Origin of the sequence: uncultured Roseobacter sp. (assembly GCF_947496515.1) — a bacterium.
Lineage (GTDB): Bacteria > Pseudomonadota > Alphaproteobacteria > Rhodobacterales > Rhodobacteraceae > Roseobacter.
Genome location: NZ_CANMDB010000004.1, coordinates 1 through 14,728, shown reverse-complemented (window position 1 = coordinate 14,728; position 14,728 = coordinate 1). Strand labels below are relative to the sequence as shown.

The window sequence follows — 14,728 nt, the reverse complement described above, 5'->3', positions numbered from 1 at the left end:
CATCAGGCGGCTCCTTTCTGCAGGCGCGCGGGCAATCCGTTGGCCCAAGCGCTGATCGTCCCCGCACCAAGGCAGACCACCATATCGCCCGGGCGGGACTGTTCGCGGACCAGCCGTTCCAGATCATCCTCGCCCACAACGGCGCGCGCGTGCCGGTGGCCGTGGCGGATGAGCCCGGCCACCAGATCATCGCGGCTGGCGCCCTCGATGGGGTCTTCTCCGGCGGCGTAGACCTCGGCGATGCCCACCACATCGGCATCGTTGAAACATGCGCAAAAATCATCAAAAAGGCTGGACAGGCGCGAATAGCGATGCGGCTGATGCACGGCGATCACCCGGCCTTCGGTCGCCTGTCGCGCGGCCTTGAGGACCGCGGCGATCTCTACCGGGTGGTGGCCGTAGTCGTCGATGATGGTCACGCCCTCCACCTCGCCCACGCGGGTAAAGCGCCGGTTGACCCCTCCGAAACCCGCGAGAGCACTGCGGATCTGTTCGCCCTTCATGCCCAGATGGCGCGCCACAGCCACCGCCGACAGCGCGTTGGAGACGTTGTGATCCCCCGGCATCGGCAGGCTGCAACCCTCGATCACGATGTCCTCGGCCTGCAGAGCGATGTCGAAATGCGCCACACCGGCCTTGTAGGTCAGGTTCACGGCCCGCACGTCGGCCTGCGCATTGAACCCGTAGGTGACCACGCGGCGGTCGGTGATCTTGCCCACCAGCGCCTGCACTTCCGGATGATCGGTGCAGCAGACGGCGAGCCCGTAGAAGGGAATGTTGGAGACGAAATCCAGAAACCCCTGCCGCAGCGTGTCGAAATCGCCCCAATGCTCCATGTGCTCGGGGTCGATGTTGGTCACAATCGCGATGGTCGCGGGCAGCCGGTTAAAGGTGCCGTCGCTCTCGTCGGCCTCGACCACCATCCACTCGCCCTCGCCCGCCCGCGCGTTGGAGCCGTAGGCGTGGATGATGCCACCGTTGACCACCGTGGGGTCGAACTGACCGGCATCAAGCAGCGTGGCCACCATCGTCGTCGTCGTCGTCTTGCCGTGGGTGCCCGCGACGGCGATGTTGGATTTGAGCCGCATGAGCTCTGCCAGCATCTCGGCCCGTCGCACCACCGGCAGGCCACGCGCGCGCGCTGTATCAAGCTCGGCGTTGCCCGGTTTGATGGCGGAGGAGATCACGACGACCTCGGCATTCGCCACGTTCTCGGCGCTCTGCCCCTCGAAGATATGCGCGCCCAGTTCCGCCAGCCGTTCGGTGATGGGGGTCGCCCTCAGATCCGAGCCCTGAACGGTATAGCCGTGGTTAAGCAGCACCTCCGCGATCCCCGACATGCCGATCCCGCCGATCCCGACGAAATGGATAGGGCCCACGTCTCCGGGCAGTTTGGTTGCCGCACTCATGTGATCTGCCTTTCCTCGGCCAGTTCCGTGACCATCTGCGCCAGCGCCTCCGTGGCATCGGGCTTGCCAAAGCCCGCGGCGGAGCGCGCCATCTGCATCGCTGCATCGGGATTGTCCAGCACCATTGCGATCTGCTCCGCGACGGCCTGCACTTCGAGCCGGCTTTCCGGGATCAGGATGGCGCCTCCCGCCTCCACCAGCCCCCGTGCGTTGGCCGTCTGGTGATCGCCCGTGGCGGCGGCAAAGGGGACCAGGATGGAGGGCCGCCCGATCACCGACAGATCCGCGACCGAGGACGCGCCCGCCCGACTGATCACCAGCTGTGCCTCGGTCATCCGGCGCGGGATGTCGTGAAAGAAAGGGGCGACCTCGGCTGAAATGCCGTTCTGGGCGTAGAACGCCTCCACGCGCTCCAGATCCTCGTCACGCGCCTGGTGACTGACGCGGATGTTGCCCAGCATCTCCATCGGCAGGGCGGCGATGGCAGGCGGGATCACATCGCTGAGCACCCGCGCGCCCTGGCTGCCGCCGATCACCAGAAGAGACATGGGGTAGTCGCCCGGCGAGATATAGCCCGCCTCGGACCGTTCCAGCACCGCGCGGCGCACCGGGTTGCCGGTATGGACAGCGGCGACGCCCTCGGGCAGATCCGTGGGCCAGGTGCCGCAGGCGATGGCATCCACGCAGGTCGCGAAGCCGCGGTTCACCCGACCCAGGATGCCGTTTTGTTCATGGATCATGCGGGGCAGTTTCATCACCGTTGCCGCGGCCAGTGCCGGGATCGTCGGATAGCCGCCAAAGCCCACCACCACCGTCGGGCGGTCGCGAAAAAAGGACCACAGCGCACCTAGCGTCCCAAGCGCGATCCGCGGGGCGACCAGCAGACGCGCCAGCGGCCCGCCGCGTGCGGGTGTGGCGCTGCTGATCTGCTCGATCTCTGTGGAGTGGGGAAAGCCTTTGGTATAGCGCGCGCCGCGCGCGTCGGTCGACAGCTTCACCCGCCAGCCGCGCGCCAGCATCGTCTCCGCCAGTGCCTGTGCAGGGAACATATGCCCACCGGTGCCGCCGGCCGCGATCAGCAGAAAGGGCCTGCTCACGACAGACGCCCGCGGAGAATATCGCTGATCTCGCCCTGCGGCCGCGTCCGGGTGAAGGCCAGCAGCATGCCCACGGCAATGCCGCTCGCGATGATCGAGGAGCCACCGTAGCTGACAAAGGGCAAGGTCATCCCCTTTGCAGGCAGCAGCCGCACCGCCACGCCGATGTTGATCATCGCCTGAACCCCCAGCGTGCAGGCTAGCCCCGTACCGGCCAGCCGGATGAAGGGGTCGCGTTCGCGCATCAGCCGCAGGAGCGAGCGCAGCACGACCGTGGCATAAAGCGCGATCACCGCCAGCACGAGCACCAGCCCGTATTCCTCTGCCGCCACGGCGATGATGAAATCAGTATGAGCATCGGGCAGCGACCATTTCACCTGCCCTTCGCCAACGCCGACACCGAAAAACCCGCCCTCCTGTATGGCATTGGTGGCGTAGCCAAGCTGTGTGCGCGGGTCCACGTCCGGTGTCAGGAACCCGTCGATGCGGCGGGCGAAATGTTCCGAATTGGCGTAGGCCAGCGTGCCGGCAAAGAGCGCGAGCCCCGCCATCCCGACCAGCAGGATCATCGGCGCCCCCGCCACGAAATACATCACGCCCCAGGCAAACAGAACCAGACAGGCCTGCCCGAAATCCGGTTGCAGGATCAGCATCGCCACGATCACCAGACAGAGCAACAAAGACCACAGCCGCCCCGGCGGGCCGTTGGGATCAAAAGACGCCGCCATCATCCAGGCGCCGACCACCGCAAAACCCGGCTTGAGGAATTCGGACGGCTGCACCGCGGCAAACCCCAACCCGTACCAGCGTACCGCTCCCTTGCCGAAATCCGTTCCGAAAAAGGGCAGCAGCGCGAGGGCCACGAAGGCCACCAGGAACCCTACAACCGCCAGCCTGCGCACCAGCACCGGCGACATCATGGAGGTGATGATCATGGCCAGCAGGGCGATCCCGCCAAAGGCCGCCTGCCGCTGGACATAGTGAAACGGGTCAAACCCATTCTTGGCCGCGAGCGGCGGTGAGGCCGCAAGCCCCAGCAGCAACCCGACCGCAAACAGCATGAGAATGCACGACATGCTCCATGTGTCGATGGTCCGCCACCATTTGGGAAGGATCGGCTCGCCGTCACGCGGCGGCACGGCGCCATAGACCATTTCCGTCATGGGATCTGCCTTGAACTGCTACTCTGCCTCGATGCGTCCCTTTTCGGGATCTACGCGATCAGCATAGCGCGATTTCGGCTCCGACGCCAGCCTGAACACTTGCACCCGGTGCGATTTCACGCCAGTTGGCGCGCCATGCAGGTTGATACCGCAATAATTGGCGCAGGTGCCGCGGGCATGATGTGTGCAGCACATGCCGGAGGGCGCGTTCTGCTGATCGATCACGCCCGCGCACCGGGCGAAAAAATTCGCATCTCCGGTGGTGGCCGATGCAATTTCACAAACCTGCATACGGACCCGCAGGCCTTTATCTGTGGCAACCCGCATTTCGCCAAATCGGCGCTGGCGAGCTACACGCAATGGGACTTCATCGACCTGGTGGATCGCCGCGGCATCGCCTGGCACGAAAAGACCCTGGGTCAGCTGTTTTGCGATCACTCCGCCAAAGACATCATCGCCATGCTGCGCGGGATGCTGCAGCAGAACGGGGTGGAGTTGTGTTTGCAAACTTCCGCCAGTGACTTTGCAAAGACGTCGGATGGCTTTGAGTTCAACATGATAGCGGATGGCAGGACCCGGCGAGTGCGCGCAGACCGGCTGGTGATCGCCACTGGTGGCAAATCCATCCCCAAGATGGGTGCCACCGGCTTTGCCTATGATCTGGCAGCGCAGTTCGGACTGCCCGTCACGCCGACCCGCGCGGGTCTGGTCCCCTTTACTTTTCCCGAAGGCCGATTTGCCGACCTCGCGGGATTGGCCACGAATGTCAGGATCACCGCTGGCGAACAAAGCTTTGACGAAGCCTTGCTCTTTACCCACCGGGGACTGTCGGGGCCAGCGGTCCTGCAGGCGTCTTCCTACTGGCAGGAGAGCACGCCCGTCTCCATCAATCTTACGCCCGGTACGGACCTCTACACGCTACTGCGGGAGCAGCGGGGGCAGTCGGGCCGCCGCAAGCTGACCACGGAGCTGGGTATGCATCTGCCCGCGCGGCTGGTGGCCTATCTGACGGAGGATCTGGGGCTGAGCGGCAATATCGCGGATCAGTCTGACAAGCGGCTGCGCGCGCTCTGCGACGGGCTGTCGGGTTGGTCGCTGATCCCCGGCGGGACCGAAGGCTACCGCACGGCCGAGGTGACGCTCGGCGGAGTGGACACGGATGCGCTTCAGGCCAAGACATTGGAAACAAAGACGGTTCCAGGCCTGTTCTTTATCGGCGAGGCCGTGGATGTCACGGGCTGGCTGGGTGGTTACAACTTTCAATGGGCCTGGTCCTCGGCGATGGCCGCGGCGCGGGCGCTTGCCATCTGAACACGCGCGGTTCGGGTCTCACAGATACTTCTGCACCTGGGCCACGAAGTCGTCTCCGCGCCGCTCAAAGTTATCGTATTGATCAAAGCTCGCCGCCGCCGGTGCCAGCAGGATAACATCGCCCGGTTCGGCCTCGGCCACCGCGCGGGCGACGGCTGTCTCCATGGTCCCGCAGACTTCGGACGGCGCGGTCAGTTGCAGCGCAAAGCCCGCCGCCTCGCGCCCAATCACGTAGGCCTTGACCACGGAGGCGACATGGGCGAGCGCAGCCACCCCCCCTTCCTTTTCCAACCCGCCGCAGATCCAGCGGACGCGCGGGAAGGCCGCCAACGCCTTGGCCGCGGCATCGACATTTGTGGCCTTGCTGTCATTGACGAACCGCACCCCGTCACGCTCCCCGACCAACTGGCTGCGATGGGCGAGCCCGTCGAAACTATGCAGCCCCGCCTCGATCAGTTTGGGCGCGATCCCTAAGGATCGGCAGGCGGCATAGGCGGCGCAGGCGTTCTGGTGATTATGCACGCCCGGCAATCCCGCGATCCCGCGCAGGTCGATGGAGGCGATCTGACGGCTCTTGCGGTATTCGGATAAAAACCCTTTACGGGCAGAGACTTGCCAGCCGGGTCCGGTGAGCTTGTGGGTCACGGACAGGCGGATGACACGCGCGTCCCCCGGGCCTTCGGCCAGTTGCCCTGCGAGGAACTGGCCCTCCGGCTCGTCGACACCGATGATGGCGCGGTCGGGGCCGCCTTCGGCAAAAAGCCGGCGCTTGGCGGCGAAATAGCCGCCCATACCGCCGTGCCGGTCGAGATGATCGGGCGAGAGATTGGTGAAGACAGCCACATCCGGCGTCAGGCTGCGGGCAAGCTCGGTCTGGTAGCTGGAGAGCTCCAGCACGACCACCGCGCCCTCCCCCGGCGGGTCGAGATCCAGCACGCCGCGCCCGATGTTGCCCGCCAGCTGACAGGGGCGGTCCGCCTGACTGAGGATGTGGTGGATGAGGGCCGAGGTGGTGGACTTGCCATTGGAGCCGGTCACTGCGACGACCCGGGGGGTAACGTCGAGCCTGTTCCAGGCCCCGGTCGCAAGGGATTGAAAGAAAAGGCCAATATCGTTGTCGATCGGCACGCCGGCAGCCAGCGCTTTTGCCACAACCGGGTTGGGCGCGGGGTAGAGATGCGGGATGCCGGGGCTGACGATCAACCGCGTCACGCCCTCGAAATCGGCAGGGGTTTTGAGGGGCCTGAAGGTGAAGCCGTCGGTCTCGGCACGGGTCCGCGCGTCCGGATTGTCATCCCAGCACAGCGGCGTCGCGCCACCTGCCGCGAGCGCGCGCGCGGCGCTCAGCCCCGAACGCCCGAGACCCAGAACGGCAACCTGCTGCCCTTGCATACCTCTGACCGGAATCACGGACGCTCTCCTTGCTGCGTGCCGCGACACTGCCGCCCCCGCGCGCCGGGGGCAAGGCGGTTAACGTGCCGCGCGCAGACTGCGGGCACCGGTCTTGGCGACTCAGCTGCCCGCGCCGTGGTTAACAGGGTTTTTGCGCCGAAAAGCCACGTCGGTATGACGTCGGTATTTTGTCGGTATCGCGACGGTGCGCAGGTCGGTACGGGGCGGGGTTAAGAGGTCGCGCGGTGGAGGGCATTAACGTTTGCAGACGCGGAGCATGGGAAGGCATGGGTGGTGGCACCGCGCGAAAAGTTGACCTTGGGCATCTGCTGGAATGAGCTTCAAGGGCATTGAGATGGGCGATTGTCGTATCTCGGACATCGCGAGCTGAAGGAGAGAGCCAACAGGCGTTACGGTGGGCCGGATGTCTGGTAGACCAATTGCGCGGTTTGTGTTCTGCAAGGAGATGGCACGAGCCTGCGTGAGTGTGATTGTGTGACGGATCCGGATGAGATCGTCGCCACGATCTCACTTCACGCATCAGGCTGGGCCACTGTCGATATGGCTCTCGCGCGAACTTTGCGGTCGTAACGACCGGCTGCGCCTTCTCGTGTCGGCTGGCGAGCGTCTCGGTCGCATCGCTATGGACAGGAAAGGTCAGGCGCGCGGCATCGTGGAGAAATTTGGTGGCTTGCGTAAGGGGCGGTGCCGCGGCGACTTCCGGGATGTGTGCAGCTTCCACCTCTGCGCGTCCACCACCGTTGATAAGACGCAGACCGGTGATCGCGCAGCGTTCGCCGTAAGCGCGGAGGACAGTCTTGCGGAAATTGCGGTCGCGGACAGCCCTGCTGGTGAGTTGATTGATGCCTTCTCTGGCGGCTGGCAACTGAAAAGGGGTTTGGTCTTCTTTGAACCCGCCAGTGTCGCTGGCCTGACCGACCCGAGGAAGGATGTCATGATCTGTCCCAAGACCTAGCTCGACGATCCTGGCGAAGTCAGTTGGTGCTAGCGGCCGTACAGCAGCCTGAGCCCTTCCGGAAATCTCACCGAAATCATTGAGCAGACCATACTCGACAACCTCGTGCTCATAGCGAAACGGCACTGGATCGCCAAATCCAGATATGTGCCCGGTTCAATGACCGCCAAGTGCATGTCTGCATCCCGGGGATCAGGAATGATATCCTGCACTTTGGCGACAGCGAAATAGCCCTTGGTGTGCCTGACCTTGCTAGGCTCGAGATAGACGATCCAGTCACCCTCACATTGCTGAACGCGCGTCAGATACTGCTTTGGAAACTGATATCGCTCCGACGGCACGTCGTCATAAATAGAGGCAGTTCGGTGGATGAAAACGCCAAATGCCATGACTCGGAGGATGGCGGCAAAGGATCAAGCTGCCAACCCGCCAAACCACCCAATGAACGAATTGGACAGGACCCAACCTAGATGCGCCGATTGGACTCTTGTTTGATGCCAAGAAAGGCCACGGGGTAGGCTCTTCCGGTCTGCGTCGCAGAACGAAAGCAACAATAAAGGAAACCGATCAATGAATCTAAAGACTCTAGCAACATTTATGGGCGCCATAGTTCTTTTGGGCCTTTCTGTATTTCCAGGGCATCCTGCCGTTCCATGGTTCACAATATTTGCCTACGCACTTTGCGCATACATACTGATGCCTGACCTCGCGACAGCGTCTTCACGCGAGATCATCGAATGGCATTTCGTCTACCCCCTCGTTTCTTCGGTGCTGGTGACCGCAGGACTACTTCAGCTAAATCCAGCTGCCGGCCCTGCACTCATCTCGTTGGGCGCCGCACTGTTCGGAGCCTTTCTAATGGGCACTCTTGCGGCATTTACAGCCCATGCTATCCTGGCAGTCGTGTGTAACAAAAAAGCGCAGGACACCTTCAGAGCTCAGCCGTTCGCTTCTCTGGTTTTGCTTTTTGCAGTCACCACGATTGCTTCGCAGTTCGTGAATTTGGCAATGGCAAATAGCTACTGATGACCCGATGACCGAAGCATCACACACGGCTCAAATGAACTGAGCAAACACTTGAATGCTTCAAACGCATGGCATGGGCACAACTGACAACGTGGATCGAGGGATCAGGAACTGTCACTTGATCCATTCATACGATCAAACAACTCAAACTGTGAATTCGCTAGCTTGCCGGTTTTCCAATCGCAACGAACGGTCGGAATGCGGGCTGCTGCTGCTGCACTCCGACGGTACGCTTGAGGGTCGCAAGGAACCGCTCTAAGCATATCCAACTCTCGCACGTACCCAAATGGCATCCTTACAGCAATTCGGCGACCCCAATCTAAGAGAACTGGCAAAATATCCGAACTATGATGCAATGAATGGCAATTCATTGTGCAAGAAAGGAAAAACTGTGGGCTAATCTACACCTGCTTAGATTGGCCCATAGTATTGCCATTTCACTTTTGTAAGCCTTTGAATTCATTCAACCCGGATTTTGAAATTGTATGTGGTTTTGCCATTCATGACCCCATAAAACTGCCATTCAAGGGCAAAATCCGAAATTTTAGTCAATTCCCCGTTCTGAGTGGGTATCCCTGCTCTTGAAGCGCACCAATTACTTTCAGCATGGTTTCAAGTTCCGCTCTGACCACATCCAGGCTGGCAAACACATGCGCCTCGCCGCGTCCCGCCAGAGAGAGCACCGCTAAAAATACGGCGTCAGAGTTTCTCATCAGCTCGACCAGATGCTCTCCTGCCGGCGCATGCGTGCCCGAAATCCGGTTTCTTGCTGTCCGCTCGCTTACGCCTGTCCACCGCATCGCTGTCTTGGTCGCCTGGTGAGTGCCGCCCAACTCACTCGTTAATGCCCTCAAAACTGCGTCACGGTATTCTATCTGCACGTTCTCTTTTGTGCTTCCATTTCGAAAAGTGTTGCCTGTCTTCGGAAACATCTTGCTGCCCTTCCCATGCTAAAAATGTGGAACAAGGAGTCGCAAACGAACCGCGCAGGTTTAAGAATTTGGATGATGGAGGACAACAACATTGAGCTGGCTAGATGCTGATCAATAAGAAGAAAATCGCCGCAAAGCAGCGCAATATGTGCGCATGTCGACCGAGCATCAGCGCTACTCGACAGAAAACCAGGCGGATGCGATCCAACGATATGCCGATGAGCGCGGGTATCAGATCATCAAGACATACTCTGATGCTGGGAAAAGCGGTTTGCGCATTCAAGGCCGCGCTGGCCTTACGCAGTTGATCGACGATATCGAGAGCGGTCACGCCGATTTCAAGACAGTTTTGGTCTAATACGTCAGCCGCTGGGGTCGTTTCCAGGACGCCGACGAAAGCGCCTACTACGAGTATGCCTGCAAGCGCGCAGGCATTTCAGTCGAATACTGCGCCGAGCAATTCGAAAACGATGGCAGTACGATGTTAACTGTCGTCAAAGGCCTGAAGCGCGCGATGGCTGGTGAATACAGCAGAGAGCTGTCGCAAAAGGTTTTCGCAGGTCAGTCCCGCCTGATTGAACTGGTTTACCGTCAAGGTGGTGCGCCGGGATTTGGTCTAAGGCGCATGCTGATTGATGATGCGAGCAACACGAAAGGCATTCTATCCCGAGGTGAGCATAATAGCATTCAAACTGATCGCGTGACGCTCGTACCATGACCTGACGAAGAGATCACCGTTGTGAACCAGATTTTCCAGAGTTTTGTCCACGATGGTCAAGCCGAGGCTGAAATCGTCGCGGACCTCAATGCGCGCGAGATCAAAACCGGTCTGGACAGAAGTTGGACACCAACCGTCGTGCGCCTGTCGGAGAACAATGGCCTGTCACTTGACGCATGTCTGACGTCAGACACATCGATACACATTTCAACACTGCAAAAGCACTCTTTTCCCTACCCCGCAAAGCCAGTCAGGGCTGCGATATCTGAGGTCTCCGCCCTGGCTGGCTTTGCTACCGTCTCATCACCGGCTTGCAACTGGCAAACGATCGTGGCTGCGTGCGGGATGCACTCAGCAATGGCGTCCTTGTCCGTTTCGGTTTCAATGACGCGGGCCAGGACAAGGTTTTTCGATCCAGTAGCCGCACAGTTGCGCCATACCGACCGCAAATTGGCCAGCATAAGTCTCGACGCAAATCTATCGTTGGTTTATCGACCCGGGCAAGCTGGTCCAGAACGCCTTCGTCGAAAGCTTCAACGGTAAATTCCGCGACGAATGCCTCAACCTGCACTGGTTCCGCTCCTTGCGCCATGCCCGCGAGGAGATCCGTCGCTGGCGCCACCACTACAACACCGTGCGCCCGCACTGGGCGCTCGGATATCTATCCCCAACGGAGTTCTTGACGAAAACCACCTCGCCAGCGCTTGAGACTGTTGCGGTCTCCACGCTGCCGCTCAACATTCAAAACCAACCGGAAGATTCCAGATCAAACCGGCCTAATGCTGGGGGAAGGTCAAAGGTCAAGTCGTCCATTCAAAGGTGGAAAATTCCAGTTTGCAATGGCCTGGATCATTGGGCGAAGGTCAACGGCTATCACCACAGAAGCCGTGTCGAAACCAAGATGAACTGCATCAAGCTGCTTGGTCAGTCCTTGATGGCTAGAGACTTTGATCGCCAAGTCGCGGAACTACAGGTCCGCATCGCAGTGTTGAACGGCTACACCGCGCTTGGCATACCCAACACGCTGGCCGAAGAATAAATCCGTCTGGGGAAAGGGGAAGTCCGGCCCTCAGCCAATTTGTGCAACAAGGCCCGTTTTTTGGCACCAAAAGCAAGAAATTGGATCAGCCTGACGTGATCCAAGAAACACCCTCCACGATGGTCCCGCCGTGCGCGCAGCTATCCCCTATCCGGGCGACTGGCTTCCCATCAATGGTGACGAGTGAGGAGCCGCTCGTGACACTGTCCGTGGTTGGTGGTCCCGTGCAGATCAGCTTGTCTGAAACCGTCGCGATAGGAACACCATCGACAGTCACGTAACTTTGGCCGGTCGATACGATCGGACCACCACGGTGGCCGCGCCTGGGACATGTGTGGTCGTGACCGAGAAGTGCGAGGGGCTTGCTCATCAATGTTCTCCTTATTGGACTGAAACCGAGTTGCTTTTGGTGCCCCGTCCAAACGTGGGAAGCGTGGCATCCGGCTGATCGCTGCTTACGAATGTCGGGTACAGAACGTCAGCGAGCGCTTTATCGTTCGACCGAAATGTTTTGAACATCAAGTGGTGGCAGCATTGCGGAATATCGACAGGATGCGCGTCGAGTAGGGTTGCCGCTTGAAGTGGCTCCATCAACCGCGCCGCCCAAAGTATCTTGTCATCCATCGCATCCTCATCCGGGGTGAAAATCTGAGAACGACCTTCTTCATTGTAAACCGAAACCCCGACAACGAAGCACGCATCGCCTACCAAGTGTGTTCTCTCCAGCGAACCGTAGGATCGTTGAGTGGGTTTGGCTCCGCCCCGATCCAGATGCTGCAGGGACTCTGATCTTGGGTAAGTTTAGCACCTGGCGTGATTGGATCGTTGGGTCCTTCGCCCGCTTCAGAAAAACCAAAGAGTTCAAGAGCAAGCCCGTCGAAACGCGCCGATTGGCCAACATAGTAGCCGGGCCTCCCGTTCAGGCGTTCGAGGAATTCTAGGGCTCGGCCTTGCTCCATCGTGAAGATATTCTGACCGTCCAGAGAAACCTGCGAGTGATCTTGGTAAATGGTGATGCCGCACACCGTATCGTCAAAAAGATCGACTTGCAGAGAGTGATTAGAAAGCGTGAGAAGCGTGCGGGGATCGGTTGCGATCTGGGGAATATGATTCTGTTCAATATTGCTTCTGACATCATCCGAGAAGAAGTGCCCAAATTTTGCTAGCGTGTCGTTAGCGATTGCTACGCGATCGACGGTCCCGGAGTCGTACGTAATCGAACCGTAAACGGAACTTAGAGCCTCAATATTGGCTCGGTTCATACCAAATCGCAGATGCCCAAGACCCTGAAGCGGGTAAATGATCCAATCCTCGTCTTTCATATTCAAGCCTCACTGCTTTAGTATCTATCGAATTATTCCATGTGCGTGGAGACACTCGGCATAGCCTAGCATCTGTGATATCGCGGCATCGTATCGAGTTGGATCGCCTGCCTCGCGAGCAACATTGCGAATATCTGCGACATCATAAAAAATAGCCTCCATAGTCCTCCCAGATGCTAGAGCCTGACGTTGAGGCGCGTAACGTGGCCCATGCACCCGCCTTCCGTATGACGATGTATTTCGGTGATCGCTTGCAGCCAACTGGACAGATGGACCGACGGGTGTGGGCAGATGCGAATAATGATCAGCGGGTGTGTGGTGGCTATGTATCGCCCCATCAGGAAGGGCCTTCATGGCTGGGCGTCCGACGCACCCGTGCGCGCCGCCACGATATGTCGAGCCTGGTGCACCGCAAGCAAGATGCGCGCAGGGGCTCTGCGCGCATGTCGCACATGTCACCGCGACCGGCGTATCTTCGTCGAGGTCCTGGGCGGCGCCATCGTCTGCCGAGATCGCCTCAACGGCTTGGTTGACACCCCAGGCCGCCGCTGCGGCAGAACCGATGTAAGCGGCTCCTTTGACGATGGCCCCCCAAGCGATTGGAGCAGCAGGCGCGAGAACCAATGGCATCAGATCGTTCCCGCCGTTGATGTGGCGCTCATGCGCAGGAGGAGCTTGACGCGCTCGTCGGGCGTCATCGACGGATCCTGCGCGGACATCACGGACCGAACCGATGGATCCGTGAGCATGCCGTCACGCGTCGTGATCTGCATGTAAGACCAACGGCCCATACCTGCCTCGGTCTGCACGCCGTAGTCCCGTGCTTCGTCGATGTAGCCACGCGCGCGCTTCACGAGCGCTTGATCATCAATTCCTTTGGTCGGAGTTGCCGCATGCTTGCGAAGATAGCGCGCAATACGCCGTGCGGATCGATCCAGACGCACTTCTGCCATCCGCTCCAGCGTTTCTCGTTCCAGGCGCAACCAACCGCGCTGTGTTTCGGGCAGGCCGCCCGGACGGGGTGCAACATGCGTTCCTGCTTCATCCGACCAATCGTCCGCGGGTGTATATGCCAAGCCATTCGTCCGACCCAAAAATCTCGCCCACCCGGGCAGGTCGAGCGCAGGCAATATCTGCGCGATCACATTCGGATCTGCATGCCGGAACAGGATCAACTCATACTCGCCACGACCGTCAACCTTGGCACCGCTGGCTTGGGCAGTGGGCTTGCTGGGATCGAGCATAGCATAATCGGGCCCAACGGGTGTGTCAGTACCCCTCGGCACCTCGACCATATTCAGTCCACGCAGGTGCTGGAAAAGCGTTGCATGTGCGCATCCCTGCCACACGACCATGGCCGGTGTATCGCCGAGTGCATCGCGAAGCACATTGATTACATCTGCACTAGGCAACGCGTCGACCGAAAGATCCTCTTCTCCAGCGAAGCGACTGAGGCCAATCATGTGCGGGGCAGCAGCGCGTTCTTGAGGATCATCATTGCGGTAGAGAGGCCACGCCTCGAGCCGAGCCGATGCAATCAGCGCGGGCAGGTCCGGAAACTGCGCACCATCTACGACAGCAAAACTCGGTTCCTTCGACGTCATCAGAACGTCCCAGATAACTGGCGGCATCTTCAGCCCTCTCACATTCGCACAAACGGCGCTGCAGATTGAGCCGCTTTCCGCAGGCATGACGCGCCCTCGCCGGGCCCACCCTTCGCGAAGTTGATGGCATTGCCCTCGATGTCGATGCGCTTGGCATGCAAACGAATGCCCGATTTGTTCAACTCGATGTAGCCGCCGGGGGTTGAGAGCAGGATCTTGTCATCGGAGAAGATTTCCCAGGTTTTCGCTCCGCCGTGGAACGTGTCGTGGGTAATGAGCCGGTAGAGCTCGCCAACCTCCACATCTATCTTTCGACCAACAGTGGTTTTCTGCTCCTTGCCGACATTGGTAACCTGCGTCTGCCCGACATTCGTGACCTTGCTGGTGCCGATCTGTTCGGCGCGAGCCACGCCGATGGTGTCCGACCGAAACGCGCCGACGATGGTGTTCTTGATCCCGCCCATGGGAAACAGGCTCGCCGCAGCCTCACCCACGCCGGTGCCCGCATCGCCGAGCCCGCGGCCTGCGTCGGGGCGGTTCGACGCGCCGCCGACCACATCGCCGCGGCTGCCGAGGCCGAGCGCGTCATGGAAGCCGAGCGCAGACGATGCCACGGTACTGGCAAACGTCCCGAGGCCTGGACCGCCACCGCCCGCGAGGCTACCCGCCTGTTTCAAAAGGCCGGCGGTATGGCCAGCGAGCCCCTGAACGCTGGCCATGAGCGCCAGTGCCGAGACAC

At 60.2% G+C, this 14,728-nt stretch carries 16 protein-coding genes and 3 pseudogenes; 8 read left to right on the top strand and 11 right to left on the bottom strand.

What is annotated here, in order from left to right:
* Positions 1-2 precede the first annotated feature (2 nt).
* The 3 genes from murC to ftsW are packed head-to-tail and all read right to left on the bottom strand — an operon-like array spanning position 3 to position 3,669.
* Positions 3-1,409 (bottom strand): UDP-N-acetylmuramate--L-alanine ligase, encoded by a 1,407-nt coding sequence (gene murC / locus Q1A53_RS08935; RefSeq protein WP_299965316.1) that lies wholly within the window; start codon positions 1,407-1,409, stop codon positions 3-5.
* Positions 1,406-2,506: a UDP-N-acetylglucosamine--N-acetylmuramyl-(pentapeptide) pyrophosphoryl-undecaprenol N-acetylglucosamine transferase gene (locus tag Q1A53_RS08930; RefSeq protein ID WP_299965313.1), complete on the bottom strand. Its 1,101-nt coding sequence runs from the start codon at positions 2,504-2,506 to the stop codon at positions 1,406-1,408. Before Q1A53_RS08930 ends, murC begins: the two co-directional genes overlap by 4 nt.
* Positions 2,503-3,669 (bottom strand): putative lipid II flippase FtsW, encoded by a 1,167-nt coding sequence (ftsW, locus tag Q1A53_RS08925; protein ID WP_299965311.1) that lies wholly within the window; start codon positions 3,667-3,669, stop codon positions 2,503-2,505. Before ftsW ends, Q1A53_RS08930 begins: the two co-directional genes overlap by 4 nt.
* Before the next feature lie 135 nt (positions 3,670-3,804).
* Here ftsW and Q1A53_RS08920 point away from each other — a divergent pair, with 135 nt between their 5' ends.
* A complete protein-coding gene (locus tag Q1A53_RS08920) occupies positions 3,805-4,980 on the top strand; it encodes an aminoacetone oxidase family FAD-binding enzyme (protein ID WP_299965308.1) in 1,176 nt (391 codons plus the stop codon).
* Positions 4,981-4,998: 18 nt separating this feature from the next.
* Here Q1A53_RS08920 and murD read toward each other — a convergent pair whose 3' ends face one another.
* Positions 4,999-6,390: a UDP-N-acetylmuramoyl-L-alanine--D-glutamate ligase gene (gene murD, locus Q1A53_RS08915; RefSeq protein ID WP_299965306.1), complete on the bottom strand. Its 1,392-nt coding sequence runs from the start codon at positions 6,388-6,390 to the stop codon at positions 4,999-5,001.
* A gap of 490 nt (positions 6,391-6,880) precedes the next feature.
* Between murD and Q1A53_RS08910 the strand changes: the two genes are divergently transcribed.
* Positions 6,881-7,348 (top strand): hypothetical protein, encoded by a 468-nt coding sequence (locus Q1A53_RS08910; protein WP_299965304.1) that lies wholly within the window; start codon positions 6,881-6,883, stop codon positions 7,346-7,348.
* Positions 7,349-7,377: 29 nt separating this feature from the next.
* Here the strand turns inward: Q1A53_RS08910 and Q1A53_RS08905 are convergent, their stop codons facing one another.
* Entirely contained in the window at positions 7,378-7,737 is a 360-nt protein-coding gene (locus tag Q1A53_RS08905; RefSeq protein ID WP_299965302.1) for a hypothetical protein, read from the bottom strand.
* 181 nt (positions 7,738-7,918) lie between these two features.
* Here Q1A53_RS08905 and Q1A53_RS08900 point away from each other — a divergent pair, with 181 nt between their 5' ends.
* Positions 7,919-8,374, top strand: a complete 456-nt coding sequence (locus Q1A53_RS08900) for a hypothetical protein (RefSeq protein WP_299965299.1) — start codon at positions 7,919-7,921, stop codon at positions 8,372-8,374.
* A gap of 548 nt (positions 8,375-8,922) precedes the next feature.
* Here Q1A53_RS08900 and Q1A53_RS08895 read toward each other — a convergent pair.
* A complete protein-coding gene (locus Q1A53_RS08895; RefSeq protein WP_299965297.1) occupies positions 8,923-9,306 on the bottom strand; it encodes a hypothetical protein in 384 nt (127 codons plus the stop codon).
* Positions 9,307-9,454: 148 nt separating this feature from the next.
* Between Q1A53_RS08895 and Q1A53_RS08890 the strand changes: the two genes are divergently transcribed.
* The 5 genes and pseudogenes from Q1A53_RS08890 to Q1A53_RS08870 all read left to right on the top strand — a co-directional run.
* Entirely contained in the window at positions 9,455-9,664 is a 210-nt protein-coding gene (locus Q1A53_RS08890) for a recombinase family protein (RefSeq protein WP_299965295.1), read from the top strand.
* Between the two features lie 123 nt (positions 9,665-9,787).
* Positions 9,788-10,024 (top strand): hypothetical protein, encoded by a 237-nt coding sequence (locus Q1A53_RS08885; RefSeq protein ID WP_299965293.1) that lies wholly within the window; start codon positions 9,788-9,790, stop codon positions 10,022-10,024.
* 12 nt (positions 10,025-10,036) lie between these two features.
* Positions 10,037-10,567, top strand: a complete 531-nt coding sequence (locus tag Q1A53_RS08880; protein WP_299966062.1) for a hypothetical protein — start codon at positions 10,037-10,039, stop codon at positions 10,565-10,567.
* Positions 10,515-10,703 (top strand): annotated as a pseudogene (locus tag Q1A53_RS08875) (transposase); the annotation flags it as partial. The gene Q1A53_RS08880 and the pseudogene Q1A53_RS08875, both read left to right, overlap by 53 nt.
* A 186-nt stretch (positions 10,704-10,889) precedes the next feature.
* Positions 10,890-11,063: pseudogene (locus tag Q1A53_RS08870) on the top strand (IS5/IS1182 family transposase); the annotation flags it as partial.
* Between the two features lie 85 nt (positions 11,064-11,148).
* Here Q1A53_RS08870 and Q1A53_RS23405 read toward each other — a convergent pair.
* The 5 genes and pseudogenes from Q1A53_RS23405 to Q1A53_RS08850 all read right to left on the bottom strand — a co-directional run.
* Positions 11,149-11,433, bottom strand: a complete 285-nt coding sequence (locus tag Q1A53_RS23405; protein ID WP_366872529.1) for a PAAR domain-containing protein — start codon at positions 11,431-11,433, stop codon at positions 11,149-11,151.
* An 11-nt stretch (positions 11,434-11,444) separates the two neighbouring features.
* Entirely contained in the window at positions 11,445-11,687 is a 243-nt protein-coding gene (locus tag Q1A53_RS08865; protein ID WP_299965292.1) for a hypothetical protein, read from the bottom strand.
* 80 nt (positions 11,688-11,767) lie between these two features.
* Entirely contained in the window at positions 11,768-12,385 is a 618-nt protein-coding gene (locus tag Q1A53_RS08860) for a hypothetical protein (RefSeq protein WP_299965290.1), read from the bottom strand.
* A gap of 629 nt (positions 12,386-13,014) precedes the next feature.
* Positions 13,015-13,989, bottom strand: a complete 975-nt coding sequence (locus Q1A53_RS08855; RefSeq protein WP_299965288.1) for a hypothetical protein — start codon at positions 13,987-13,989, stop codon at positions 13,015-13,017.
* Positions 13,990-14,027: 38 nt separating this feature from the next.
* Positions 14,028-14,728, bottom strand: a pseudogene (locus Q1A53_RS08850) (hypothetical protein); the annotation flags it as partial.

Bases quoted from the DNA above. Each gene is read 5' to 3' on its own strand.
- murC (WP_299965316.1), bottom strand. From the start codon at position 1,409: ATGAGTGCGGCAACCAAACTGCCCGGAGACGTGGGCCCTATCCATTTC.
- ftsW (WP_299965311.1), bottom strand. From the start codon at position 3,669: ATGACGGAAATGGTCTATGGCGCCGTGCCGCCGCGTGACGGCGAGCCG.
- Q1A53_RS08920 (WP_299965308.1), top strand. From the start codon at position 3,805: ATGCAGGTTGATACCGCAATAATTGGCGCAGGTGCCGCGGGCATGATG.
- Q1A53_RS08910 (WP_299965304.1), top strand. From the start codon at position 6,881: ATGAGATCGTCGCCACGATCTCACTTCACGCATCAGGCTGGGCCACTG.
- Q1A53_RS08905 (WP_299965302.1), bottom strand. From the start codon at position 7,737: ATGGCATTTGGCGTTTTCATCCACCGAACTGCCTCTATTTATGACGAC.
- Q1A53_RS08900 (WP_299965299.1), top strand. From the start codon at position 7,919: ATGAATCTAAAGACTCTAGCAACATTTATGGGCGCCATAGTTCTTTTG.
- Q1A53_RS08895 (WP_299965297.1), bottom strand. From the start codon at position 9,306: ATGTTTCCGAAGACAGGCAACACTTTTCGAAATGGAAGCACAAAAGAG.
- Q1A53_RS08885 (WP_299965293.1), top strand. From the start codon at position 9,788: ATGTTAACTGTCGTCAAAGGCCTGAAGCGCGCGATGGCTGGTGAATAC.
- Q1A53_RS23405 (WP_366872529.1), bottom strand. From the start codon at position 11,433: ATGAGCAAGCCCCTCGCACTTCTCGGTCACGACCACACATGTCCCAGG.
- Q1A53_RS08865 (WP_299965292.1), bottom strand. From the start codon at position 11,687: ATGGATGACAAGATACTTTGGGCGGCGCGGTTGATGGAGCCACTTCAA.
- Q1A53_RS08860 (WP_299965290.1), bottom strand. From the start codon at position 12,385: ATGAAAGACGAGGATTGGATCATTTACCCGCTTCAGGGTCTTGGGCAT.
- Q1A53_RS08855 (WP_299965288.1), bottom strand. From the start codon at position 13,989: ATGACGTCGAAGGAACCGAGTTTTGCTGTCGTAGATGGTGCGCAGTTT.